The organism is Promicromonospora umidemergens (assembly GCF_024171995.1).
GTDB lineage: Bacteria > Actinomycetota > Actinomycetes > Actinomycetales > Cellulomonadaceae > Promicromonospora > Promicromonospora umidemergens.
In genome coordinates, this window is record NZ_JAMTCT010000001.1 from 72,393 (window position 1) to 96,254 (window position 23,862).

At 71.0% G+C, this 23,862-nt stretch carries 22 protein-coding genes and 1 tRNA gene; 16 read left to right on the forward strand and 7 right to left on the reverse strand.

What is annotated here, in order from left to right; translation table 11 throughout:
* Positions 1-9: 9 nt before the first annotated feature.
* Both cydB and APR04_RS00330 read right to left on the reverse strand, forming a co-directional pair.
* Positions 10-1,059, reverse strand: a complete 1,050-nt coding sequence (gene cydB / locus APR04_RS00325) for a cytochrome d ubiquinol oxidase subunit II (RefSeq protein WP_253867048.1) — start codon at positions 1,057-1,059, stop codon at positions 10-12.
* 59 nt (positions 1,060-1,118) lie between these two features.
* Positions 1,119-2,615: a cytochrome ubiquinol oxidase subunit I gene (locus APR04_RS00330; protein ID WP_253867050.1), complete on the reverse strand. Its 1,497-nt coding sequence runs from the start codon at positions 2,613-2,615 to the stop codon at positions 1,119-1,121.
* A gap of 411 nt (positions 2,616-3,026) precedes the next feature.
* Here APR04_RS00330 and APR04_RS00335 point away from each other — a divergent pair, with 411 nt between their 5' ends.
* Together APR04_RS00335 and APR04_RS00340 are read left to right on the forward strand one after the other, a co-directional pair.
* The gene (locus APR04_RS00335) at positions 3,027-6,743 is read left to right on the forward strand and encodes an Rne/Rng family ribonuclease (RefSeq protein WP_253867052.1); all 3,717 of its coding nucleotides are present in this window, start codon (positions 3,027-3,029) and stop codon (positions 6,741-6,743) included.
* A gap of 200 nt (positions 6,744-6,943) precedes the next feature.
* Positions 6,944-8,092 carry an acyltransferase family protein gene (locus tag APR04_RS00340; RefSeq protein ID WP_253867054.1) on the forward strand — a complete coding sequence of 383 codons (1,149 nt, stop codon included), beginning with the start codon at positions 6,944-6,946 and terminating at the stop codon, positions 8,090-8,092.
* A 55-nt stretch (positions 8,093-8,147) separates the two neighbouring features.
* Here APR04_RS00340 and APR04_RS00345 read toward each other — a convergent pair whose 3' ends face one another.
* Complete coding sequence (locus APR04_RS00345; protein WP_253867056.1) at positions 8,148-8,810, reverse strand: alpha/beta fold hydrolase; 663 nt, start codon at positions 8,808-8,810, stop codon at positions 8,148-8,150.
* Positions 8,811-8,845: 35 nt separating this feature from the next.
* On the opposite strand from APR04_RS00345, the gene APR04_RS00350 reads away from it, so the two are divergent.
* Positions 8,846-9,499, forward strand: a complete 654-nt coding sequence (locus APR04_RS00350; RefSeq protein ID WP_253867057.1) for a thymidine kinase — start codon at positions 8,846-8,848, stop codon at positions 9,497-9,499.
* A 94-nt stretch (positions 9,500-9,593) separates the two neighbouring features.
* Here APR04_RS00350 and APR04_RS00355 read toward each other — a convergent pair whose 3' ends face one another.
* The 3 genes from APR04_RS00355 to APR04_RS00365 form a co-directional block, all read right to left on the reverse strand.
* Positions 9,594-10,631, reverse strand: a complete 1,038-nt coding sequence (locus APR04_RS00355) for a fatty acid desaturase family protein (RefSeq protein WP_253867060.1) — start codon at positions 10,629-10,631, stop codon at positions 9,594-9,596.
* A 236-nt stretch (positions 10,632-10,867) separates the two neighbouring features.
* Positions 10,868-11,467 (reverse strand): protein-L-isoaspartate O-methyltransferase family protein, encoded by a 600-nt coding sequence (locus APR04_RS00360; protein WP_253867062.1) that lies wholly within the window; start codon positions 11,465-11,467, stop codon positions 10,868-10,870.
* Positions 11,468-11,550: 83 nt separating this feature from the next.
* Positions 11,551-13,392 carry a BCCT family transporter gene (locus tag APR04_RS00365; protein ID WP_253867064.1) on the reverse strand — a complete coding sequence of 614 codons (1,842 nt, stop codon included), beginning with the start codon at positions 13,390-13,392 and terminating at the stop codon, positions 11,551-11,553.
* 400 nt (positions 13,393-13,792) lie between these two features.
* Here APR04_RS00365 and rplU point away from each other — a divergent pair, with 400 nt between their 5' ends.
* From rplU to APR04_RS00430, 13 genes are all read left to right on the forward strand, one after another.
* Positions 13,793-14,101: a 50S ribosomal protein L21 gene (rplU, locus tag APR04_RS00370; RefSeq protein WP_253867066.1), complete on the forward strand. Its 309-nt coding sequence runs from the start codon at positions 13,793-13,795 to the stop codon at positions 14,099-14,101.
* Positions 14,102-14,203: 102 nt separating this feature from the next.
* Positions 14,204-14,461, forward strand: coding sequence for a 50S ribosomal protein L27 (gene rpmA, locus APR04_RS00375; protein ID WP_253867071.1), 258 nt, complete (start codon positions 14,204-14,206; stop codon positions 14,459-14,461).
* A 157-nt stretch (positions 14,462-14,618) separates the two neighbouring features.
* Positions 14,619-16,139, forward strand: a complete 1,521-nt coding sequence (gene obgE / locus APR04_RS00380; protein WP_253867073.1) for a GTPase ObgE — start codon at positions 14,619-14,621, stop codon at positions 16,137-16,139.
* Positions 16,140-16,267: 128 nt separating this feature from the next.
* The gene (gene proB, locus APR04_RS00385) at positions 16,268-17,440 is read left to right on the forward strand and encodes a glutamate 5-kinase (protein WP_253867081.1); all 1,173 of its coding nucleotides are present in this window, start codon (positions 16,268-16,270) and stop codon (positions 17,438-17,440) included.
* Between the two features lie 116 nt (positions 17,441-17,556).
* Positions 17,557-18,981, forward strand: a complete 1,425-nt coding sequence (locus APR04_RS00390; RefSeq protein WP_253867082.1) for a glutamate-5-semialdehyde dehydrogenase — start codon at positions 17,557-17,559, stop codon at positions 18,979-18,981.
* A gap of 126 nt (positions 18,982-19,107) precedes the next feature.
* Positions 19,108-19,260, forward strand: coding sequence for a hypothetical protein (locus tag APR04_RS00395; RefSeq protein WP_253867084.1), 153 nt, complete (start codon positions 19,108-19,110; stop codon positions 19,258-19,260).
* A gap of 44 nt (positions 19,261-19,304) precedes the next feature.
* Complete coding sequence (gene nadD, locus APR04_RS00400) at positions 19,305-19,919, forward strand: nicotinate-nucleotide adenylyltransferase (protein WP_253867086.1); 615 nt, start codon at positions 19,305-19,307, stop codon at positions 19,917-19,919.
* The gene (locus tag APR04_RS00405) at positions 19,912-21,174 is read left to right on the forward strand and encodes a hypothetical protein (protein ID WP_253868017.1); all 1,263 of its coding nucleotides are present in this window, start codon (positions 19,912-19,914) and stop codon (positions 21,172-21,174) included. Before nadD ends, APR04_RS00405 begins: the two co-directional genes overlap by 8 nt.
* Positions 21,171-21,608: a ribosome silencing factor gene (rsfS, locus tag APR04_RS00410; protein WP_253867088.1), complete on the forward strand. Its 438-nt coding sequence runs from the start codon at positions 21,171-21,173 to the stop codon at positions 21,606-21,608. The genes APR04_RS00405 and rsfS overlap by 4 nt, the downstream gene beginning before the upstream one ends.
* Complete coding sequence (locus APR04_RS00415) at positions 21,605-22,270, forward strand: histidine phosphatase family protein (protein ID WP_253867092.1); 666 nt, start codon at positions 21,605-21,607, stop codon at positions 22,268-22,270. Before rsfS ends, APR04_RS00415 begins: the two co-directional genes overlap by 4 nt.
* Before the next feature lie 126 nt (positions 22,271-22,396).
* Positions 22,397-22,469 (forward strand) — tRNA-Ala (locus APR04_RS00420).
* Between the two features lie 138 nt (positions 22,470-22,607).
* Entirely contained in the window at positions 22,608-22,994 is a 387-nt protein-coding gene (locus APR04_RS00425; protein ID WP_253867094.1) for a VOC family protein, read from the forward strand.
* A gap of 118 nt (positions 22,995-23,112) precedes the next feature.
* Complete coding sequence (locus tag APR04_RS00430; protein WP_253867095.1) at positions 23,113-23,484, forward strand: nuclear transport factor 2 family protein; 372 nt, start codon at positions 23,113-23,115, stop codon at positions 23,482-23,484.
* Between the two features lie 23 nt (positions 23,485-23,507).
* On the opposite strand, the gene APR04_RS00435 is transcribed toward APR04_RS00430, so the two are convergent.
* Complete coding sequence (locus tag APR04_RS00435) at positions 23,508-23,861, reverse strand: winged helix-turn-helix transcriptional regulator (RefSeq protein WP_301311938.1); 354 nt, start codon at positions 23,859-23,861, stop codon at positions 23,508-23,510.
* Position 23,862 lies beyond the last annotated feature (1 nt).

Below are 23,862 nucleotides of genomic sequence, written 5' to 3' on the forward strand. Positions count from 1 at the left end.
CGTTGTCCTTCAGAACGCCGCGTCCTTGATCTTCTTCCAGGTCAGCCCGGCCGGTGCGGGAATGTGGTCCACGGTCAGCCGGCGCCGGAAGACCCAGTACGTCCACCCCTGGTACAGGATCACCATGGGAGTAAGCGCCACGGCGACCCACGTCAGGACGGTCAGTGTGTACGGCGTCGAGGACGCCTCGGCGATGCTGAGCGAGCTGCCCCCGCCCAGACCCGGCAGCACGTCCGGGAACATGGACCCGAAGATCAGCACCATCGCGGCGATGATCGTCGCCGCGGAGAGCCCGAACGCGTAGCCCTCGCGTCCGGCACGGTTGGTCCGCAGGACGCCGACCAGGGCAAGGGCGCCGGCGATCACGACCACCCAGGTCCAGGCGGGCGAGAACGCGACCTGCGTCCAGACCGCCCAGACCCCGGCAACGGCCAGGGCGGCGAGCGTCAGCACCCCGGCGAACCGGCGAGCCCGCACCCGGATCGCGCCGTCGGTCTTGAGGGCCACGAACACTGTGCCGTGCAGCAGGAAGAGCACGAGCGTCGACAGGCCCCCGAGCAGCGCGAACGGGTTGAAGAGCGCCGCGAGCCCGCCCACGTACTGGTGTGCGTCGTCGAGCTGGACGCCGCGGACCAGGTTCGCGAACATGACGCCCCACAGGATGGCTGGTACCCAGGAACCGACCTGGATCGCGACGTCACAGCGGCGCGCCCAGACGGCGTCGGAGATCTTGCCGCGGTACTCGAAGGCGACGCCGCGCACGATGAGCGCCACCAGGATGGCGAGCAGCGGCAGGTAGAAGCCGGAGAACAGGGTGGCGTACCACTCGGGGAACGCCGCGAAGGTGGCGCCTGCCGCCGTGATCAGCCACACCTCGTTGCCGTCCCAGACCGGGCCGATGCTGTTCACCAGCACCCGTCGCTCCTTCTCCCGGTGCGCGGCGTCCCCGCGGGGCAGCAGCGACATCAGCATCCCGACGCCGAAGTCGAAGCCCTCGAGCACGAAGTACCCGGTCCACAGAACCGCGATGATGACGAACCACACGATGGCGAGGTCCACGGTCACGTCCTTATCTCTGGCAGGTCGGTCAGGTCTGGTGGGGGGGAGGTCGGCTGTGCTCAGTAGGCGAAGGAGAGCGGGCGGTCGGTCTCGTCGTCGGCGGCCTCCGGCGACTCGTCGCGCACCGTCGAGGGCACGCCCTCGACCGCGTACCGGTGGATGAGCCGGTACCAGATCACGCCGAGCACGCCGTAGAGCAGGGTGAACACGATCATCGACGTGAGGATCATGCCGGGGCTGACGACGGTGGAGACGCCCTGCGTCGTGAGCAGCCGGATCTGGTCGATCCCCGTGGGGTTCGGGGCGACCACCCAGGGCTGGCGGCCCACCTCCGTGAAGATCCAGCCGAACGACGAGGCGAGGAACGGTGTGGGGATCGCGGCGATCGCTATGCGGGCGAACCAGGGGTTGTCGCTGACGCGGCCGCCACGGGTGAACCACAGGGCGGCCAGCGCGAGCAGCGCGGATCCGGCGGCGAACCCGATCATGAGCCGGAAGCTCCAGTACGTGACGGCGAGGTTGGGCGTGTACGAGATCGGGTTCCCGGCCTCGTCCGTCTCGCCGAACCGCTCGGAGTACTCCTTCTGCACGTCGTCGACACCGGGCAGGTAGCTGTCCTCGCCCGAGAACTTGCCGGTGCCGAGGTAGCTCGACAGGCCAGGCACCTCGAGGATGTGCCGCACGCCTTCGCACGAGTTGGACAGGTCACCGATGGTGAGGATCGAGAACGGGGCCGCCTCCTCGCCCGTGCACAGCGCCTCGGCCGATGCCATCTTCCCGGGCTGCTGCTCGAACATCAGCTTTCCCTGGACGTCGCCCGTCAGCGCGACGCCGGCGCCGGAGACCAGCATGACCATGGTGCCGAGGACCACGGCGGGGCGGTAGACGTTCCGGGCGAGCTCGACGGACTCGGGCCGCCTGGTCCGGACCAGGCGCACCATCCACCAGGCGGCGATCCCCGCCACGAAGGTCCCGGCCGTCAGGAAGGCAGCGGCCACCGCGTGCGGGAAGGCCGCCCACAGGGTGTTGTTGCCGAGGATCGCCCAGATCGACTCCATCTCGGCGCGGCCGGTCTCCGGGTTGTACCGGGCGCCCACGGGGTGCTGCATCCACGAGTTGGCGGCCAGGATGAAGAACGCCGACAGGTTCACCGCGACGGCGACGGCCCAGATGGACGCCAGGTGGACCCGCTTGCTCAGCCGGTCCCAGCCGAAGATCCACAGGCCGAGGAAGACCGACTCGATGAAGAACGCGGCGAGGGCCTCCATCGCGAGCGGTGCGCCGAACACGTCGCCGACGAACCGGGAGTACTCGCTCCAGTTCATCCCGAACTGGAACTCCTGCACGATGCCGGTGACGACGCCGAGCGCGAAGTTGATCAGGAAGAGCTTGCCGAAGAACTTGGTGAGCCTGAGCCACCGTTCGTTCCCTGTGCGGACCCAGGCGGTCTGCATCACGGCCACCAGGGGTGCGAGGCCGATCGTGAGCGGCACGAAGATGAAGTGATAGACGGTAGTGATGCCGAACTGCCAGCGTGCCAGGTCGAGAGCTTCCACTCCGGGCTCCTGAGGTCTCTCCGAACGGCTCCGCCCTCGGGGCGCGAGACCTGATCCAGCAGGTCGCGTGCTGCCGCGGGGCTCGCCCGTCGCTTGTGAATGTCTTCACAAGCTACTGTACACGGCGTCAGGCGCTCGCAGAGCAGGCCTCGTCTCTTGTGCGATACTGGACGAACCCGCGTGGGCCCACATCCCCTGCGCGGCCTGCAGAGTCCAACACTGCCCGCGATCCGCACGCGGTGCCGCTGTCACGACAGAACGTGGCCGCAGGCGTCCGCGAAGACCGTGGGAACAGGGCCGCAGCCGAGACTTCCGCCCGGTGTATCGCTTCGCCGCGATGCATAGCCGGACGACCGACCGCCTGGTGGTCCGCATGGTGTGGAGCGGACTCCGGCTACAGGAGCACCTCACGTGACGCCTTCCAGCACCACCGGTTCGACCATCGGGTCACAGGATGATCACGACGCACCTGAGGCGAACGCCCAGGTCACCACTGGTGGGGAGGCTCCGGCAGATCCGACGCCGGCCAAGCGTCCGCGTCGTCGGGCCACCAGGGCCGTCGTCTCGACGGCCAGCGTCGAGCCCATCGTCGTCGGGTCGTCCGACGTGTCCGAGACCCCGGCCGATGCCCACCCCGTGACCACGGGCGGCACCGCCGTCGTGGCGACCTCCGCGACCGCCGAGCCGGCCGCCAAGCGCCCCCGTCGCCGGGCCGTACGTGGCGTCTCCTCGCCCACGGCGCCGGCTCCCGCCCCGGCCGAGCCGACGGCGGCCGAGCCGGTCGTCGCCGAGCCCGCCGCGGAGGCCGAGCCGGTCCCGAACGAGACGGAGATCACTGCCGAGACCGCACCGGTCGCCGAGCCCGAGACGCCCGAGACTGCCGTGGCCCCCGAGCCCGAGGCTGCCGTCGTGCAGCCTGTCGAGGAGCTCGCGCCGACCGGCATCGTGCTGCCGGAACCCGTGGCGACGCCCGCTGACGCACCGGCTCACGAGATCGCGAGCCTCGACGACATCGTCCTGCCCGGCGGCCCGGCCACGGAGCCCGAGAAGACCGCTCCGAAGCGTCGTAGCCGCAAGAAGGTGGAGCCGGTCGCCGAGCCCGTCGCGGAGACGGCTCCCAAGCGCGCCCGGTCGCGGCGCAAGCCCGTCGCGGACGAGCCGGTCGGCGAGCCGATGGCCGGGACCGTGCCGGTCGAGGACGCCCCCGTCGCAGAGGCTCCCGTCGAGCAGGCGCCGGCTGCCGAGGCTCCGGTCGAGTCCGCCCCGAGGGCCCGGGCACGTCGCAGCCGGCGTCCCGCGTCGGAGCCGAACCCGGCACCCGCTGCCGAGGTGCCTGCGGTGCAGACGCCCGCTGTCCCGGCACCCGCTGCCGAGGCGCCCGCTGTCCAGACGCCCGCCGCCGAGGCACCGGCACAGCCGGTGGTGTCGCCCGTGGGAACCGCGTCGGGTACGCGTGCTCCGCGCCTTGCCACGACGGCGCTGCTCTTCCAGGCGCCGGACGAGTCGGCGGCCCGCCGCTCGCGGCGCGCGCAGGCTCCTGCCGGACCGCCGCGTGCGCAGGACCTGACGCCGCAGTTCGCCCGTCCGGTCGCTCGCCCCGTCGAGTCGGCGCCCGAGGCGCCCGCGCCGCGCGCGGCCGAGCCCGTCGCGGAGCGGCCGGCCGAGGCAAGGACGGAGGCCGCGACCGAGTCGAGGCCGGAGCCCCAGGCCGAGGCCGAGGCCCCGGCCGAACCGAGGGCGCGCCGGTCCGGATCTCGCCGGGCAGTACGCCGTACGGGACCGAGTGCCGAGCCGGCCGTCCGGCTCGAGGCCCAGGACGTCACGCAGAGCGCGCAGGCCGAGCCGGCGCCGGACGCTGCAGCGGAGACGCCCGTGCGTGCGGAGAGCGCGGCGGAGTTCGTCGCGGCCGAGCTGAGCGAGGACGACGCCGCCGCCGTGGACGAGGTCGGCGCCATCGAGGAGGAGCTGGCTGCTGAGGGCGTAGCGCTCGAAGAGCTCGCTCCGGCGGACTTCGAGGAGTACGACGACGATGACGAGGTGCGCCCGTCGCGCCGCCGTCGTCGTCGGGGTGGCCGGGGTCGCCGTGGCGGTCGCGCGAACCGCTCGGACGACGGGGACGACTCGGCGGACGAGGAGCAGGACGACGACGCCGAGGATGACGCACAGTCGTCCGCCGAGGACGAGAACGACCAGGACTCGGCGCAGGACACCGGTGACGGTGACGGTGAGGACGAGGGTGGCAGCCGCCGTCGTCGCCGTCGGCGCCGGGGTACGCGTGGGGAGCGCGCCGAGGCGGCCGCCGGCCGCTCGGGCCGTTCCGACGAGGTCACCGCGCTCAAGGGGTCGACGCGCCTCGAGGCGAAGCGTCAGCGCCGCCGCGAGGGCCGCGACCACGGCCGTCGTCGCCAGATCATCACCGAGGCCGAGTTCCTGGCCCGCCGCGAGTCCGTGCAGCGGTCGATGATCGTGCGCGAGAAGGACGGCCGCACGCAGATCGCGGTGCTGGAGGACGGCGTGCTCGTCGAGCACTACGTCTCGCAGCAGTCGCAGGCGTCGATGGCCGGCAACGTCTACCTTGGCCGGGTCCAGAACGTGCTGCCCTCCATGGAGGCCGCGTTCATCGACGTCGGCAAGGGCCGCAATGCCGTGCTGTACGCCGGTGAGGTCAACTGGGACGCCGCGGGGCTCGAGGGCCAGCCGCGCCGGATCGAGCAGGCGCTGAAGTCGGGCGACTCGGTCCTGGTGCAGGTCACGAAGGACCCGATCGGTCACAAGGGCGCCCGGCTCACGAGCCAGGTCACGCTCGCCGGCCGGTACCTGGTGTTCGTGCCGGGCGGGGGCATGACCGGGATCAGCCGCAAGCTGCCCGACACGGAGCGGTCGCGCCTCAAGAAGATCCTCCGCGAGGTCGTGCCCGAGGGCGCAGGCGTCATCGTGCGTACCGCCGCCGAGGGGGCGAGCGAGGACGAGCTGCGCGCCGACGTCGACCGCCTGCAGGGGCAGTGGGAAGCCATCCAGGTCAAGTCGAAGAAGGCCTCCGCGCCCGCCCTGCTGCAGGGTGAGCCGGACATGGCGATCCGCGTGGTCCGCGACATCTTCAACGACGACTTCTCGTCGCTCGTGGTGCAGGGCTCCGGTGCGTGGGACGAGATCGCTGCCTACGTCGAGGAGCTCGCGCCCGACCTGCGCGAGCGCGTGTCCAAGTGGGCCGAGAACACCGACGTGTTCCACGTGCACCGTGTGGACGAGCAGCTCGCCAAGGGCATGGACCGCAAGGTCTGGCTGCCCTCCGGCGGCTCGCTGGTCATCGACCGCACCGAGGCGATGACCGTCGTGGACGTCAACACCGGCAAGTTCACCGGCGTCGGCGGAACGCTCGAGGAGACCGTGACGCGGAACAACCTCGAGGCGGCCGAGGAGATCGTGCGGCAGCTCCGCCTGCGCGACATCGGCGGCATCATCGTCATCGACTTCATCGACATGGTGCTCGAGTCCAACCGTGACCTGGTGCTGCGCCGTCTGGTCGAGTGCCTCGGCCGGGACCGCACCAAGCACCAGGTGGCGGAGGTGACGTCGCTCGGTCTGGTCCAGATGACGCGCAAGCGTGTCGGCCAGGGCCTCGTCGAGGCGTTCTCCGAGACGTGCGAGCACTGCAAGGGCCGCGGGTTCATCGTGCACGAGGAGCCCATCGAGAAGTCGGGCAACGGCACGGCCTCCGCCGCTGCGGCGGCGTCGTCCGACGAGGGCGCGCGCTCCGCACGGTCGCGCCGCAAGCGCGGCAAGGACAAGGTGGCTCCGGTGGCGGAGCAGGCAGCGCCGATCGCCAGCCTGCCAGAGGAGCGGTCCGAGGCCCGCGAGGCCGTCAAGGCCACGCTCGCAACGATCGCCGCTGCCGCACAGCACGCGCACGAGCCGAAGGACCCCTCCCAGGAGGGGCCGGTCACGCTGGACCAGATCCAGCTCCCGACCGCAGGCCTGGCCTCCTCGTCGACGTCGGTGAGCTCCAGCTCACCCGACTCGCCCGACTCGCCCGCGTACGCCGCGCAGGCGGCGAGCGAGACGCCGGAGGGGGGCTCCGGCACTGGGCAGCCGGAGCCGCCCAAAGGAGCCGGCGACGAGGTCGCCTGAGCAGAAGAAGGGATTCTGGGCGAGGCTGTTCGGCCTCTGACCTGATCCGCACGAGGGTCGCCACCGCAAGGTGGCGGCCCTCGTTTTTCGTGCCCGGACGTCTTGGCCGGGAATCTCCCTTGCGGCTCGGCCATGTTCTGTGGTTCATTAGTGGAGTGATGAACCGACGAAGCAACGAACCGCAAGACCTGGAGACCGAGATGACTACGACCGTCGCACGGCCGGCCGCGATCCGGCTGGGGTACGTCGACAACCTGCGGGTCCTGCTGACCGTGCTGGTCCTGGCCCACCACAGCGCCCTGACCTACGGAGCGCTCCCGCTCTGGTACTGGACCGAGCCGAGCACCAGCCCCTCCGGCGTCGCGCTGATGCTGCTGGTGGTCGCGAACCAGCTCTATTTCATGGGCTTCTTCTTCATGCTCTCCGGTCTCTTCGTGCCGGGGTCCGTGGACCGCAAGGGCCCAGGCGCCTTCGCTCGGGACCGCTTGTTCCGGCTCGGGGTTCCGCTGGCGGCGTTCTGGCTGGTGGCGCGGCCGGTGCTGCACCTGCCGGAGTGGCCGGCGCGCAGCGCCGAGGGGGAGTCCCTGCTGCACTTCTGGTTCACCGTCGGCGACCCCGGACCGCTCTGGTTCGTCGAGGTGCTCCTGGTGATGTCGCTCGCGTACGCCGCCTTCCGTGCCCTGCGCGCCCGGCTCGCCGCCCGCTCCGGCGTGGTCGACGCCGGGCAGCCGGTGGCAGCCGACGTCCGGCCCCGTCCGGTCCGCTTCCGGGCGATCGCGGGGCTCGTGGCCCTGCTGACGGTCGCGACGTTCCTCTGGCGGTTCCTGGTGCCGGCCGGGACCTACTGGCAGCTCGTCGGCCTGCCCTCCCCGGCGTACCTGCCGCAGTACGCGATCTTCTTCGTGGTCGCGCTGCTGGCCGCGCGCCGGGGGTGGCTCGCCGCGCTCACCGTGCGACAGGGCAGGGTTTCGCTGGTCGTGGCGCTCGTCGGCCTGGTCCTGGCGCTCGGCACCAGCGCACTCGCGACCGCGCCGGGGGCCGGCGTCCTTGCCCAGCTGGTCGCTTCCCTCGCCGAGAACGTCTTCGCCGTGAGCATGGTCCTGACGCTGCTGGTGCTGTTCCGGGAGCGGTTCGCCGGGCAGCCCGCGTGGGCGCGGACGGCCGCACGAAACTCGTTCGCGGTGTACGTGATCCACCCGCTGGTGCTCGTCGGGGTCGCGATGCTGCTCGCGCCGCTGGTCGCACCGGCGGGCGTGAAGTTCCTGATCCTGCTCACGCTCTCGGTGCCGCTGTGCTGGGGGTTCGCCCACCTGCTGCGGCGGATCCCAGGAGTGTCGCGGGTGCTGTAGGCGTCCGGCGCGCTCCGCTCCACGGAGCGCGCCGCCGCCCGGAGCGGGGCGGGTGTCAGCCTTGCGGGGAGAGCCGCGTGTAGAAGTTTCCGATGGTCCGCGAGAAGAGCTCCGGGAACTGCTGGTTCCACGGGTGCCCGGCGCGCGGGACGATGCGCAGCTCGGCGTTCGGCACAGCAGCGGCGATCTCGCGCGCCGCCGGGATGTTGGCCACGTCGCGGCTGCCGCACAGGACGAGGGTCGGTGCCGCGATGCTCGCGAGCCGTCCCCGGAAGTTCGCGTCCGCGACCACCTGGAGGGCGCCGAGCCACTGCGCCTTGGTCATGGCCATCCCCTGGGCGGTGCGCTCCGGGAGCATCCGGACCATCGTCCGTTGCACCGCCATGAGAGCGGGGTGCGGACGTACCTGGCTGCCCGAGAGCACCAGCGAGGCGACCCGGTCGGGAGCGTCGAGAGCGATCTGGGTGGCCGTCATGGCACCGAGCGAGAGGCCGCACACGTGCACTCGCTCGAGGCCGCGCTCGTCGAGCAGGTCGCGAAGCGCGTCGGCCGCACCCTCGATCGTGAACTCACCCGGCGTGGCCGCCCGGTCGAGACCGGGGATCTCGGGGGCCAGGCCGACGAACCCGGCCGGCAGTGCGCGCAGCTGCGCGTCCCACGGGTCGACGCCGGCACCCAGCCCGGGGAGGAAGAGCACTGTCTCGGCGTTGGTGGCCATGTGCGGCAACCTAACGGAATGCTTGACTGGCAGCCATGAAAGCCGGTCTGGGCGCTGGGCGCCTCGAAGTCATCGCAGGCCCCATGTTCGCGGGCAAGTCCGAGGAGCTGCTGCGGCGGGTGCGGCGCGCCAGGGTCGCCGGGCGCGGGGTGCTGGTGGTGAGCCACGCGCTGGACGCCCGGCGGGGCGTCGGCCGGGTGAGCTCGCACTCGGGGCAGGGCGTGCCGTCGCAGACGGTGTCGGACGCCGCAGACATCCCCGCCCTGCTCGAACCCGGCACGGGAGCCGGTCGGGGCGCCGGCGGGGGCACCAGCAGGGACGCCGGTGCCGGGACAGAGCTCGTCGCCATCGACGAGGCGCAGTTCTTCGGCGCCGGTCTCGTCCCCGTGGTCTCGGACCTCGCGGGCCGCGGCCTCGTGGTGATCGTGGCGGGGCTGTCGGTCACGTTCGACGCGCAGCCCTTCGCGCCGCTGCCCGAGCTGATGGCACTCGCGGAGTCGGTGGAGAAGCTCACGGCCGTGTGCTCCGTGTGCGGAGCGGACGCCGCGTTCCACGTCCGGGTCGCCGGGGCGCCACCGGTGCCCGACGCCGGTGGTGCCGGTCCGGGTGGCGCGCTCGTCCCGGTCGCCGCACACGTGGGCGGGTCGGAGTCGTACGAGGCGCGCTGCCGGAGGCACAAGGACGCGTGATCGGCAAGACGTCAGGTGATCGGCAACCCGGGCTGCCGATCACCTGACGTTCTACCGACCACCCAGGCCCCCTGCCCGCGACCTCGCCACGGGGTCAGACGTTGCGGAGCGACTTGTACTGCGGGCAGTCGAACGGGTCGCGTGCCGCGAGCCCCACCCGGTTCAGGTACTCGACGACGATCATGTACGACTGCGCCAGGCTCGTCTCGGTGTAGGGGATGTCGAGGTTCGCGCAGTGCTCCCGGACGATGGCGGCGGTCCGGATGAGGTGCGGCCGCGGCATGCTCGGGAACAGGTGGTGCTCGATCTGGAAGTTGAGCCCACCCATGAGGATGTTCATGAACCATCCGCCGCGGATGTTGCGTGAGGTCAGCACCTGCTTCGAGAGGAAGTCGAGCTTGCTGTCCGCTGGGATGATCGCCATGCCCTTGTGGTTCGGGGCGAACGACGCGCCCATGTAGACGCCGAAGACGGCCATCTGGACACCGAGGAACGCGAAGGCCATCCCGAGCGGCAGCACCATGAACAGGATCGCGATGTAGACGCTGAGGCGGACCGTGATGAGCACCAGCTCACGCACGCGGGCCCGCAGGGTCTCGGGCGTTCCCCGGAAGAGCGACTGGACCGACGTGATGTGCAGGTTCAGGCCCTCGAGCGTGAGCAGCGGGAAGAACAGCCAGCCCTGGTAGCGGTTGATCCACCGCTTGAGTCCGCGGTGCTGGCGGACGCCGTCCTCGGTGAACGCGATCGTGTCGTTCGCGATGTCCGGGTCCTTGTCGACCTTGTTCGGGTTCGCGTGGTGCCGGGTGTGCTTGTTCATCCACCACGAGTAGCTGATGCCGACCACCACGTTGGCGAGGAGGCGCCCCACGCGGTCGTTGCGGGGGCCGGACTCGAAGACCTGGCGGTGCGACGCCTCGTGAGCGACAAAGGCGAACTGCGTCAGCACCAGGCCGAGTGCGCCTGCCATGAGGAGCTGGAACCACGAGTCGCCCAGCAGGACGAACCCGGTGATGATCCCGCCGAGCGCGACGGTGAGCGCGGCGAGGGTCCAGGCGTAGTAGTGGTGAGCACGGTGGAGCAGGCCGGCGTCGCGCACGGTGCGTGCTAGCGACGAATAGGTGCTGGTCACCGGCTGCGCGTCGGGGTCGCGAGGTTTCGTCGGGCGGAAGCCTTCGCGGACGTTGGGGGCAGCTTGGGCCATGGTGGTCCTCACATGCTCGGTTTCGACTTCTCAGCCGCGGATCGGACGATTTCGTCCATGGTGCAGATACCCCGAGCCTACGGGACCGTAGGTTACGGTCGCGCGGGGCACATGTGGACGCCTCGCGAAGGGTTCTAGACGGTGCTTTGACCTGTTCTTGTCGTTCACTCCGCGACGTCTTCGATGAGCGGGACGAACCGGTACCCGCCGTGGTCGGTCGCGCGGGTCCTTCCGTCCGGCAGGCGCTCGATGAGCAGCAGCGTCGTCCGGATCGGGATGACCATGCGGCCGCCGTACCCGACCTGCTCCACCAGTGCGCGAGGGAGCGCGGGGGCCGCCGCCGACACGAGGATCCGGTCCCAGCCGTTCGGCCGAGGGTGACCGAGCACACCGGGCGTCGCCTGCTCGACGCTCGCCCACTGCATGCCGGTACGTCCGACGTTGGCAGCTCCCCAGCCGGCGAGCCGGTCGTCCCGCTCCACGCCCAGCACCGAACCGTGCGGTCCGACCAGGTAGGCGAGCAGTGCGGTGGTCCAGCCGGAGCCCGCGCCGACGTCGAGCACGCGCGCACCCAGCGGCACGCGCAGCAGGCGGAGCATGGCGGCTACCGTCGCGGGCTGCGACGACGTCTGCCCACGCCCGATCGGCAGCGGCCGGTCCTGGCGCGCGAGCGGCCGCTGCGACCGCGGCAGGAACTCACGACGGGGGACCGCGCGCATGGCACGTGCGATGTCGTCGTGCTCGGCTGCCAGATCAAAGACCATCGGATCACCCGGTTCCAGGGTAGGCACAGGCGTATCCAGGTCGCCAGGTGCCTACCCCGGGCTCTCGTTCCGGGTGGGTCGGCTCAGCGGGAGCCGACGGGCTCCGGCTCCCCGGCGTCCGCCCCGGCGTCCGCCGTCGGGTCTGCCGGCCCGTTGGTGGGCACCTCGGCCTGCTCCGGCCGGTACCACTCGGTCAGCGCAGGGTCCTCGGAGTCCAGCCACGCGCCCGCGCCCTTGTCGGCGCCCTCGGTGCGCACGACGCCGACCACGAAGTCGTCGCCGTGCTCCTGGATGCCCGTCCGCACGCCCTGCACGATCGCCTCGCGGGCGTAGCGGCGGCGTAGCGTCAGCGGGTCGCGGGCCAGATCCTTTGCCCACGCGAACATCACGAGGATCACGATGAACGCGAACGGCAGCGCGGTGATGATGACGAGGCTCTGCAGGCCGTTCAGGGCGAGCGAGCCACCACCCACGAGCAGCACGCCCGCGATCGCGGCCAGCGCGAGGCCCCACACGACGGTGACCCAGGGGCTCGGCGTCGGGTTGCCGCGCTGGGACAGGCTCGCCATGACGATGGCCCCTGAGTCGGCGCTGGTCACGAAGAAGATGACGATGGAGATCATCGCGATCACCGACGTGAACGTGCCGAACGGCAGCTCCCGCAGCAGGGCGAAGAGCATGTCCTGCGGTGACTCGGCGGAGCTGAGCGCTCCGTTCGCCTGCTCCACCCACATGGACGTGCCGCCAAGGACGGTGAACCACACGAGGCAGACGAGGCTCGGCGCCACGATGACGGTGGTGACGAACTCGCGCAGCGTGCGGCCACGGCTGATCTTGGCGATGAACAAGCCGACGAACGGGGTCCAGGACACCCACCACGCCCAGTAGTACGTGGTCCACGAGTCCATGAACGGCTGGGCGTCCGGAGTGGTCACGGCGGTCTGCGCCATGAGGCGGAACGAGTCGCCGACGAACTCCATCAGCGTGCCCTGGAAGAGGTTGAGCAGGAACGCCGTGGGGCCGGCCACGAACACGAAGACGCCGAGCAGCGCGGCCACGACCATGTTGATGTTCGACAGGGCGCGGATCCCGCGTTTCACACCGGAGACGGCCGACACGATGAACGCCATGGACAGGATCGCGATGATCACGATGATCGCGCCGTTGCCGAGCGGGCCGATGCCGGAGACGATCTCCACGCCACGGCCGATCTGCAGCGCGCCGATGCCGAGTGTCACGGCGACGCCGAACAGCGTCACGATGATCGCGAAGGTGTCGATGACGGAGCCGACCCAACCCTTGGTCCGCTCGCCGAAGATCGGCTCGAGCAGTGAGGAGATCAGGGCGGGGCGACCCTTGCGGAACGACGCGTAGGCCACCGCGCCGCCGACCAGGGCGTAGTAGGCCCAGGCCATGGGGCCCCAGTGGAAGACGGTCTGCACGATCGCGGCGTGCATCGCCTGGTTGGTGCCGGGTGCGAGGCCCTCGTAGGCGGGCGGCAGGTCCAGGAAGTACGTCATGGGTTCGTACGGGCCGAAGAAGAGCAGTCCCACGCCGATCCCGGCGGAGAACATCATCGCGAGCCACGAGCCGGTGCTGAACTCGGGCTTCTCGTTGTCCTGCCCGAGCCGGATGCCGCGGTAGCGCCCGTAGCCGAGCCACATCATGAAGATGAAGACGGTGATCGTGAGCAGACCGAACAGCCAGCCGAAGGACCCGGAGACCCAGCTCAGGCCCGCTGCCGAGGCCGAGGCCAGGCTCTCGGGCCACACGACACCCCAGGCGATGACGCCGGCGACGAGAACCGCGGCGAACACGAACACGCCCCAGTTGGTGCCGAAGTTGCTGCCGGTGCGTTCGACCCCCAGGCCGGGCAGCAGTGCGGGATGGTCGGTGGGTTTGCCGTTGTTCTTGCGGCTCGCCATCGGAGGTTCCTCTCGGTGCGGCGAAGAATTCTCGGTCAAAAAACAGTCACGGACGTTACCAGGTGACGTGGTCAAAACTTTGTCCCGTCGCTATCTAATGAGCGATTCGGTATGTTTACGGTCGGAGAATTGGCTGCCTGACTGGGATGCAAGATCATTTCGAGGCGATCTGTGCGACCGGACACACGGGTGAGCGCGCAGCGAGGGTGGGCAAGGCCACGTGGCTACCGGTTTGAACCCGTCAGGTGCGTCGCGTAACCTAGTGCTTCGGTGTGCTGTCTGCGCACCCGTCCTGCGTGCCCATGGCGCATCGCACTCGACCGCCGCGGCGGAGCGAGTCACAGCAAAGCCGGTGGATTCCGTCGTGCGCGCACGCCAAGACTAGAGAGATGAGCTGAACGTGGTGTACGCGATCGTCAAGGCCGGTGGCCGTCAGGAGAAGGTGTCCGTCGGGAGCATCGTCGTCATGGACCGTGTCCAGGCGACCCCCGGTGAGATTCTCGAGCTCCCGGCACTCCTGCTCGTGGATGGGGAGAAGGTGACCACCGACGCGGCGAAGCTGGCGAAGGTCAAGGTCACCGCAGAGGTCGTTCGGGACGAGAAGGGTCCGAAGATCGTGATCCTCAAGTTCAAGAACAAGACCGGCTACCGCAAGCGTCAGGGTCACCGTCAGTCGCTGACCCGGCTCAAGGTCACCGGCATCAAGTGACTTCCGCTGAGGGCCTCCTCCGATGAGTCTCCTCTGATGAGAGCCCGCGCGTGATCCAGATACTTCTTCTTCTCCTTCGTCCCGAAAGAACAGGTCCAGCAGATGGCACACAAGAAGGGCGCGAGCTCCTCGCGCAACGGTCGTGACTCCAATGCCCAGCGCCTCGGCGTGAAGCGCTTCGGTGGCCAGGTCGTGAAGGCCGGCGAGATCATCGTCCGCCAGCGCGGCACCCACTTTCACCCGGGCGTCAACGTGGGTCGCGGCAAGGACGACACCCTGTTCGCCCTGACCCCCGGCGCCGTGCAGTTCGGTGCCCGTCGTGGCCGCAAGGTCATCGACATCGTCACCGCCGACGCCTGAGCTCGTAGCGCAACCGCAGACTCCGGCGTAGCCGGAGCTGCCCGAGCCTCGGCATTCGCGTGAGGGAGCGCACCGGTGACGGTGCGCTCCCTTCGCATTTTCGCGAGCGGCCCGTCCCGGGCGGCTCCACCTGAGCAGTACTTGAGAGGATCGAGACATGGCCAGCTTCGTAGACCGGGTGGTGCTTCACGCCGCCGGGGGTAACGGCGGGAACGGCTGCGCCTCGATCCGCCGCGAAAAGTTCAAGCCCCTCGCAGGGCCCGACGGCGGTAACGGTGGCGACGGCGGCACCGTCAAGCTGCTCGTCGACGCGAGCACCACCACCCTCCTCGAGTACCACCACTCGCCGCACCGGCGAGCGACGTCGGGCACGCAGGGGCAGGGCGGCGACAAGGACGGTAGCAAGGGCGGCGACCTGGTACTGCGCGTGCCGGACGGCACCGTCGTGAAGGACCTGGACGGCAACGTCCTGGCGGACCTCGTGGGCGACGGCGCCGAGTACGTCGTCGCGGCGGGCGGCAAGGGCGGCCTGGGCAACCGGGCGCTGTCGTCGCAGACGCGCAAGGCCCCCGGCTTCGCGCTGCTCGGTGAGGAGGGCGATGCGGCCGACATCGAGCTCGAGGTCAAGACGATCGCCGACGTGGCGCTCGTGGGCTTCCCGAGCGCGGGCAAGTCGTCGCTGATCGCCGCCATCTCCGCGGCACGGCCCAAGATCGCGGACTACCCGTTCACGACCCTGGTGCCGAACCTCGGCGTCGTGCAGGCAGACCAGTCGCGGTTCACCGTCGCGGACGTGCCGGGCCTGATCCCTGGTGCGAGCGAGGGCAAGGGCCTGGGTCTGGAGTTCCTGCGGCACATCGAGCGCACGGCGATGATCGTCCACGTGCTCGACTGCGCCACGCTGGAGCCCGGTCGCGACCCGATCAGCGACCTCGACGTGATCGAGGCAGAGCTCGCCGCCTACGCGGGCGACATCGGCATCGAGGGCGGCCGCGTGCCGCTCACCGAGCGCCCCCGGCTCGTGGTGCTCAACAAGATCGACGTGCCAGAGGCCCGCGAGCTCGCGGAGTTCGTGAAGTCCGACCTCGAGGCGCGCGGGCTGCGGGTCTTCGAGATCTCCACCGCCAGCCACGAGGGTCTGCGCGAGCTGAAGTTCGCCCTGGCGGAGATCGTGGAGAAGGCCCGAGCGGCCGCGCCCGCGCCGGAGCCCGCTCCGGTGGTGCTGCGCCCGCGCGCCGTTGACGAGTCGCGGTTCACCGTGCGCCGCCTCGGTGGCGACGAGACCGGCTACTGGTTCGAGGTGCGCGGCACCAAGCCCGAGCGCTGGGTGAAGCAGACCGACTTCAACAACGACGAGGCAGTCGGCTTCCTCGCCGACCGGCTGGCGAAGATCGGCATCGAGGACGGTCTGTTCAAGGCCGGCGCCGTCGCCGGCGACGAGGTGCGCATCGGCAACCCGAGCAACGCCGTCGTCTTCGACTGGGAGCCCACGCTGCAGACCGGTCCGGAGCTGCTCGGCGGCCGCGGTACCGACCTCCGGCTCGAGCAGAGCGAGCGGCCGACGCGCGGCGACAAGCGCCGGGAGTTCAACGAGCGCATGGACGCCAAGACCGAGGCCCGGCGCGAGCTGTGGACCGAGCGCGAGGCCGGCGTCTGGACGGACCCGGACGAGAGCTGACGCCCCGCCCCGACGTGTCGGACGTAGGACCTGTACGTCTGACGCGTCCGGGCGGGCTCTGACCCGTCGGCTGCCCGGACCGTGGAATGACCGCGCGCCCGAGGGCACGCTCCGGTGAAGATGTGGGCGTGAACCCCCTCGGCCCTTCGGGCGAAACCCAGGACGCTCGGCTCGAGCAGAGCGCCCGGTCCGCCGTCGCCGACGCCCGGCGCGTGGTGGTGAAGATCGGCTCGTCGTCGCTGACCGGCCCGGACGGGCACCTCGACGTCGGGGCGCTGCGCGGGGTCGTCGAGGTCCTCGCGGCCCGGCAGGCCGGCGGCACCCAGATCGTGCTCGTCACCTCGGGCGCCATCTCGGCAGGGATCGGCCCCCTCGGGCTCGGGACGAGGCCCCGCGACCTCGCCACGATGCAGGCGGCCGCGTCGGTGGGCCAGGGCCAGCTCGCCGGCCGGTACCAGGAGGAGTTCGCGGCGTTCGGGATCCAGATCGGCCAGATCCTGCTGACCGCTGAGGACACCGTTCGTCGCGCCCGCTACCGCAACGCGCAGCGTGCGCTGGAGCGGCTGCTCGCCCTCGGTGTCGTGCCGGTCATCAACGAGAACGACGCCGTGACCACCGACGAGCTGAAGTTCGGCGACAACGACCGCCTCGCGGCGCTCGTGTCGCACCTCGTGCGGGCCGATGCCCTGCTGCTCCTGACCGACGTCGATGGCCTGCACGACGCGCCGCCGTCGCGCCCCGGTGCCCGCCGGATCCCGCTGGTCGGCGACCTCGCCGAGATCGCCGGCGTCGAGGTGACCGCGCGCGGCAGCGCCGTCGGTACTGGCGGCATGGTCACCAAGCTGGAGTCGGTGCGGATCGCCACCGGCGCGGGCGTCCCCACCGTCCTCACGCTCGCCGGCAACGCGGCCGCCGCGCTCGCCGGGGACGACGTCGGCACGTTCTTCACCGCCACCGGACGCCGCACGTCCGCACGCCGCCTGTGGATTGCGCACGCCGCCCGTACGGAGGGCCGCCTCCACCTGGACGACGGCGCCGCGCGTGCCGTCCTCGGGGGCCGCGCCTCGCTGCTGCCCGCCGGGATCACCCGGGCCGAGGGCCAGTTCGACGCCGGTGACCCGGTGGAGCTCGTCGCTCCCGACGGCACGGTCGTCGCTCGGGGGCTCGTCGCCTTCGACGCGAGCGACCTCCCTGCCCTGCTCGGCCGCTCCACCTATGCGCTGCGCGAGGAGCTGGGGGAGGGCTACGACCGCGTCGTCGTGCACAGGGACGACCTCGTGCTCGACCGGCCGACGGGCTGACCGGACCGGTTCGAGACCGGTCGGTTGCACTGATCCGTCGTCGACCTCGGTCTGGTGAGTGTCCGCACCACGGATTCGCCCTCGGCATCCGGGCCCGCCCGACGTACTCTCGACGCATGACGACAGTGAGCCAGGACGAGGCGGCCCGTACCGGAGGCGACACTCCCGGAGCAGCCACACCGCCGCCGCCCTCGCCCCACGAAGCCCTTGCTCCGCGGCGGGACTTCGCGGGCACCCCGGGTGCGGCTGCGCCGTCGGACACGGCGGACGTCACCGCGGACGTCACCGCCACGGTGCGCGACGTCGCCCGGCGCGCCAAGGTCGCCGCGCGCACCCTGGCCACGGCGAACCGCATGACGAAGGACGCCGCGCTCGGGGCGGTCTCGGACGCGCTGGTCACCGCGGCGGACCGGATCGTGGCCGCGAACGCCGAGGACGTGGAGCGCGGACGTGCCAACGGGATGTCCGACGGCCTCCTGGACCGGCTCGCCCTCACCCCGGAGCGGATCGCGCAGATCGCTGACGCGCTGCGCGACGTCTCGGGCCTGCCCGATCCCGTCGGCGAGGTGGTGCGCGGGCAGACCCTGCCCAACGGCCTGCGCCTGCGTCAGATCCGGGTGCCCATGGGCGTGGTCGGCATGATCTACGAGGCCCGTCCCAACGTCACGGTCGACGCCGCCGGCCTGGCGTGGAAGTCCGGCAACGCGGTGATCCTGCGCGGGGGGAGCGCGGCGGCGTCGTCGAACGCGGTGATCGTCGCGGTGATGCGGGACGCTCTCGAGGCCCACGGCCTCCCGGCCGACCTGGTCCAGTCGATCGACGCGTACGGCCGGGCGGGCGGCGTGGCGCTCATGCGCGCCCGCGGCCTCGTGGACGTGCTGATCCCGCGGGGTGGTGCCGACCTCATCCAGACGGTGGTCCGCGAGTCCCTCGTGCCCGTCATCGAGACGGGGGTCGGGAACGTGCACGTCTACGTGGACGCGACGGCCGACGTCGCCATGGCCGTCGCGATAGTGCTGAACGCGAAGACCCAGCGGGTCGGTGTGTGCAACGCCGCCGAGACGCTGCTCGTGCACGAGGACGCCGCGGCCTCGTTCCTGCCGGTCGCGCTCGCCGCGCTGGCCGACGCCGGCGTGGTGCTGCACGGTGACCCGGGAGCCATGTCCTTTGCCCCCGGCGGTGCCGACATGGTTCCCGCGACGGACGAGGACTGGGCAACGGAGTACCTGGCCCTGGAGCTCGGCGTGCGGGTGGTGCCGTCTCTGGACGCGGCGATCGAGCACATCCGCACCTGGTCCTCCGGGCACACGGAGGCGATCGTCACGAAGGACATCGCTGCGGCGGACCGGTTCGTCGCGGAGGTCGACTCCGCCGCGGTGATGGTGAACGCGTCGACCCGGTTCACCGACGGTGGCGAGCTCGGCCTCGGTGCGGAGATCGGCATCTCCACGCAAAAGCTGCATGCGCGTGGTCCCATGGGACTGACCGAGCTCACCACCACCAAGTGGGTGGTCACCGGCGACGGGCACGTCAAGCCTTGAGGGTTTGCGGGCGTTCTGGAGACCTCCCCAGGATCTCCTTGCGACCCGGTGCCGCTATGTTCCTGCCGCAATTCGTCCGTGAGAGACTAAAGGCCATCTGAGCACGTCCAACTAGGAGGAACACCCGTGCTGCACAACGCTGTCCTGGCCGCTGAGGCTGCCGCGGAGCACGCCGACGAGCCGATCGCTCCGATCGTCCTCGGCCTGATCGCTTTTGGCGCGCTCCTGGTCGCCCTGCTCGTCACGTTCGCGTTCCGCAACGTCGGCAACCGGCACTGATCCGCCAGACGGGAGCCTGACGACCAGATGAGCGCACCCACCGTATGAGTGCCCCCACTGGGACCAGGCCGCGCATCGGGGTGATGGGCGGCACGTTCGATCCCATCCACCACGGACACCTCGTGGCCGCGAGCGAAGCGGTCGCCCACCTGGGGCTGGACGAAGTCGTCTTTGTCCCCACGGGCCGGCCGGGGTTCAAGCAGGAGCAGCGAGTCACCCCGGCGGAGCACCGCTATCTCATGACGGTGATCGCCACGGCGTCGAACCCGCGCTTCACCGTGAGCCGCGTCGACATCGACCGAGCGGGCCTCACCTACACGGTGGACACCCTCCGAGATCTCCGTGACCAGCGCCCGGAGGCGGACCTCTATTTCATCTCGGGTGCGGACGCCATCCAGCAGATTCTTCGGTGGAAGGATGCCGAGAAGCTGTGGGACATGGCACACTTCGTCGCTGTCACACGGCCAGGGCACATGCTCTCCGTGGACGGGCTGCCTCGGGACGGTGTGACGACGCTCGAGGTTCCCGCGCTAGCTATCTCCTCGACCGACTGTCGTCGTCGGGCCGAGGAGGGGTTGCCGGTCTGGTATCTGGTGCCTGACGGCGTGGTCCAGTACATCGCCAAGCACGGACTGTATCGAGGTCTTCACGATGAGTGACAACAAGGGTCGTCCCATGACGCGCCGCGAGATTCGCGAGCGTGAGGCTGCCGCCGCGGCCGCCGCTGGTGGTGCCGGTAGCGCCGGTGGTGCTTACCCGCCGCAGGGCGGGCAGCAGGAGCCGCACCGTGGCGCGCCCGCGCCTGAGGGAGGTTGGTCGCCGCAGAACCCGCCGGTGGCTCGGCCGCCGCAGGCGACGGGTGGCTCGCGCGGTGTGGACGCGACCGGTCGTCTGACGCCCGTGCAGCAGCCCGGTGGCAACCCTCCGCCGCCGTACGGTTCCGGGGGGCCCGGTCAGGGCCGGCCCGGCGCGGCGCCGTCCGGCACGGCGGGCCACGGTGCCCCGCCGTCCGGTCCTGGTAATCGTGCTCCTGGGCCGGGTGGCCAGGGGCCTGGTGCTCCTGGTCAGCGTCCCGGCCCGGGTGGACCGGGCCAGCAGGGTCCAGGCTCGCAGGGCGGTCAGGGGCCGCAGGGTGGCCCGCCGCCCAGCCCGTTCGGCTCCCGTCCGTCCGCAGCTCCCGTGCCGCCCGCCCCCCAGCAGGGTCGGTCCGGCCGGTTCGGTGGACAGAATGCTCCCCAGGGCCCCGGTCCTGGCGGGCCAGGCGCTCCCGGCAGGTCCGGTGACCCCGGCCAGACGACGCAGTGGGGTGCCGCTCCGCCTGCGCCGACGCAGCCGCCGTCGGGCCCGCCGTCACCGTTCGGTACCCGATCCGGTGCCCCGGGCGCGCCCGGAGCACCGGCCGGTCTCGGTCAGCAGCGCCCTGGCGGACCCGGACAGCCGGCCGGCGTTCCGCCCAGCGGGATGTCGGGCGGCGGCGCCGCTCCCGCCCTTCCCTGGGAGGCCGGCGCGCAGGCGGCTCCGCAGTCGCTGCCGCCGGGTGGCGGTCCCGCCGCCCCGGCTTCCCCGTTCCCCGGGCGCCCTGGCGCCGGTGGCCCTGCCGCCGGCCAGCTGGGCGGTCCGGGACAGCAGCAGCCTGGCGGTCCCGGTGGCCAGTTCGGACCCGGTCCGGTCGCTCCGTCCCGATCTTCCCGCCGCGACGCGGACGAGGAGTGGGCCGAGGAGGAGGACGAGGGACCGCAGTACACCTGGCTCCACTACATCATCCTGGTGGTCGTCGCGTTCGTGCTGGGCCTCCTGATCTGGAAGCTCGTGCTCGAGGGCGACAGCGCCATCCCGCAGGACCAGGCCGCGGCCCTGCTGGGCACCCTCCCGGGTGGGTTACCCGGCGCTTTCACAGGAGGTGGTGCGGCATGACCGCGACAGACCGGGCTACAGAGCTTGCGATCCTTGCCGCGCGAGCGGCGAGCAGCGTCAAGGCGCAGGAGATCATCGCGCTCGACGTGAGCGAGCAGCTGGTGCTGACCGACGTGTTCCTTATCGCGTCCGGCGCCAGCGAACGACAGGTCTCGGCGATCGTCGACGCCGTCGAGGAGTCGCTCTTCAAGGAGGGCGTCAAGCCGATCCGGCGGGAGGGCAAGTCCCAGGCCCGTTGGGTGCTGATCGACTTCGGCGACGTCGTCGTGCACGTGCAGCACGCCGAGGACCGCACGTACTACGCACTCGAGCGGCTCTGGAAGGACTGCCCGGCGATCCAGCTCCCCGAGGACGCGCAGGGTGGCGGTGACACCGGCGAGTACAGCGACCCCGACGACGGCGCGATCCACCTGGCCGGGGACGCACGCCGGTGACGGCGGGCACGATCGTGCTGCTGCGCCATGCGCGCACGGCATACAACGCGGGACTGCGCCTGCAGGGCCAGATCGACATCCCCCTCGACGAGGTCGGACGCTGGCAGGCGGAGCAGGGCGCTACGGCGCTGGCGGCATCGCACAAGGGCTCCCTCGTGGTGGCCAGCGACCTGCAGCGGGCACGGGACACGGCCGTCGCCTACGCGCGGCACGTGGGCCTGGAGGTCGTGGCCGACGCAGGGCTCCGTGAGCGCTCGTTCGGTATCTGGGAGGGCATGACCGACACCGAGATCGTCGAGCGCTGGCCGGACGAGCACGCGGTCTGGCGAAGCGGTGGCGAGCCCCCGGTCGAGGGCGTCGAGCCAAAGGACGCCGTCGCCCGACGCATGGAGGAGGCAGTGCTGCGGCACGCCGAAGCGCTGAGTGCGGGTGAGACGCTCGTCGTCGTGTCGCACGGGTCGGCGATCACGCAGGCGATCACCCGGCTGCTGGGCCTCGACCCGGCGACGTGGCGCGGGCTGCACGGCCTGCACAACGTGCACTGGTCGCACCTGCGTGCCTCTGGGCCGGGTGCGACGCCGGCGTGGCGGCTCCTCGCGCACAACGTGGGCGCCGGATATCCGCTCGATACCTGGCAGTCCGGGCCGGAAGCGCGGCAGTGACGAGCCGGCGCCGGGCAGGGCGCCGGACCGCGTGACAGAACGCACGGGGTTTTGATTTGGTCCCTGGCGTCGGTCTGCATAGACTAACGACGCTCGCCCGGCCGGAATGGCTGGGAGAGACCAATCGGGGCTGTGGCGCAGCTGGTAGCGCACCTGCATGGCATGCAGGGGGTCGGGGGTTCGAGTCCCCCCAGCTCCACCGATCGTGATGACGCGGGACATCGTAGGTTGATGTCCCGCGTCATTTCTGTTTCCGGGAGCCCGGGGCGCACGAGCCGATGATTTCCCGTGCGTTCGGGAGTCGGTCGTATGACCGCTCCGAGGAAAGGGACCCACGATGATCACCACGCTCCGCAGCTTCAGCGGCCTCTCGGTGGACGACGCCGAAGCCGCCCTCCGCTTCTATCGCGACACGCTTGGCCTGCCCGCGCGCGAGAACGCCATGGGCGGTCTCGACATCGACCTCACCGACGGCTCGACGGTGTTCGTCTACCCGAAGGGGGAGGCGCACGCGCCGGCGTCGTACACCGTGCTCAACCTCGTGGTGCCAGACATCGACGAGGCGGTGACGGAGCTGGAAGCCGCGGGGGTGAGCCTGATCCGGTACCCCGGGTTCGACCAGGACGAGCGCGGCGTATCGCGCAGCACCGACCCGAGCAAGGGGCCGACGATCGGCTGGATCGCCGACCCGGCGGGCAACGTCATCGCGCTCATCCAGGACTGAGTCGGCGCTGGTCCAGCAGCTCGGGCCGGTCGAGCCGTTCGCGGGGCGTCGATCCCGTGCCGGTTGACCGGTGCGACCCGCCGTGCCTATCGTCCACAGCGGACGAGGGGAGAAGGCCGTGGACGTCGACGAGCTGCTGGACCTTGAGCACCAGGGGTGGAAGTCCCTGTGCGACAGCACGGGTGCGGACTTCTACGGGTCGGTCATGACAGAGGACGGAGTCATGGTCCTGGCCAACGGTGTGGTCCTCGACCGGCCGGCGGTCGTGGCATCCCTGGGCGCCGCACCGCCCTGGCGCACCTACCGGATCTCGGACGAGCGGCTGATCCGGCTCGGGGACCGCGACGCGATCCTCGTCTACACGGGCCGTGCCTACCGCGACGGCGCCGAGCCGGCGTTCGTGGCGCTGATGTCGAGCGTCTACACCCGGCAGGACGACGCGTGGCGGCTCGCGCTCTACCAGCAGACGCCGGTGCCGCAGACCGGCTGAGCGGCAGTGCGCTCGCCCCGGTCTCAGCCCACGGGCCGCGGGTACGCGTCGCCCCAGGCGTCGAGCCACCCGACCACCTGGTCGAGGGACCTGCCGAGGTCGGTGAGGGAGTACTCGACCTTGGGCGGCACCTCCGCATAGACGGTGCGGACGACGATGCCGTCGGCCTCCAGGTCGCGGAGCACGCGCGTCAGGGTGCGCGGCGTCACCGTTCCGAGGCGCCGCTGCAGCTCGCCGAAGCGGTGCGTGCGTTCGAGCAGGTACTTGACGGCACTCAGCTTCCAGGCACCGCCGAGCACCGCCATCGACACCTCGACGGGGCAGACCTCGACGGCTCGCTGGACGGAGGGTCGCATGGTCTCGGCGGCTGTGGTCATG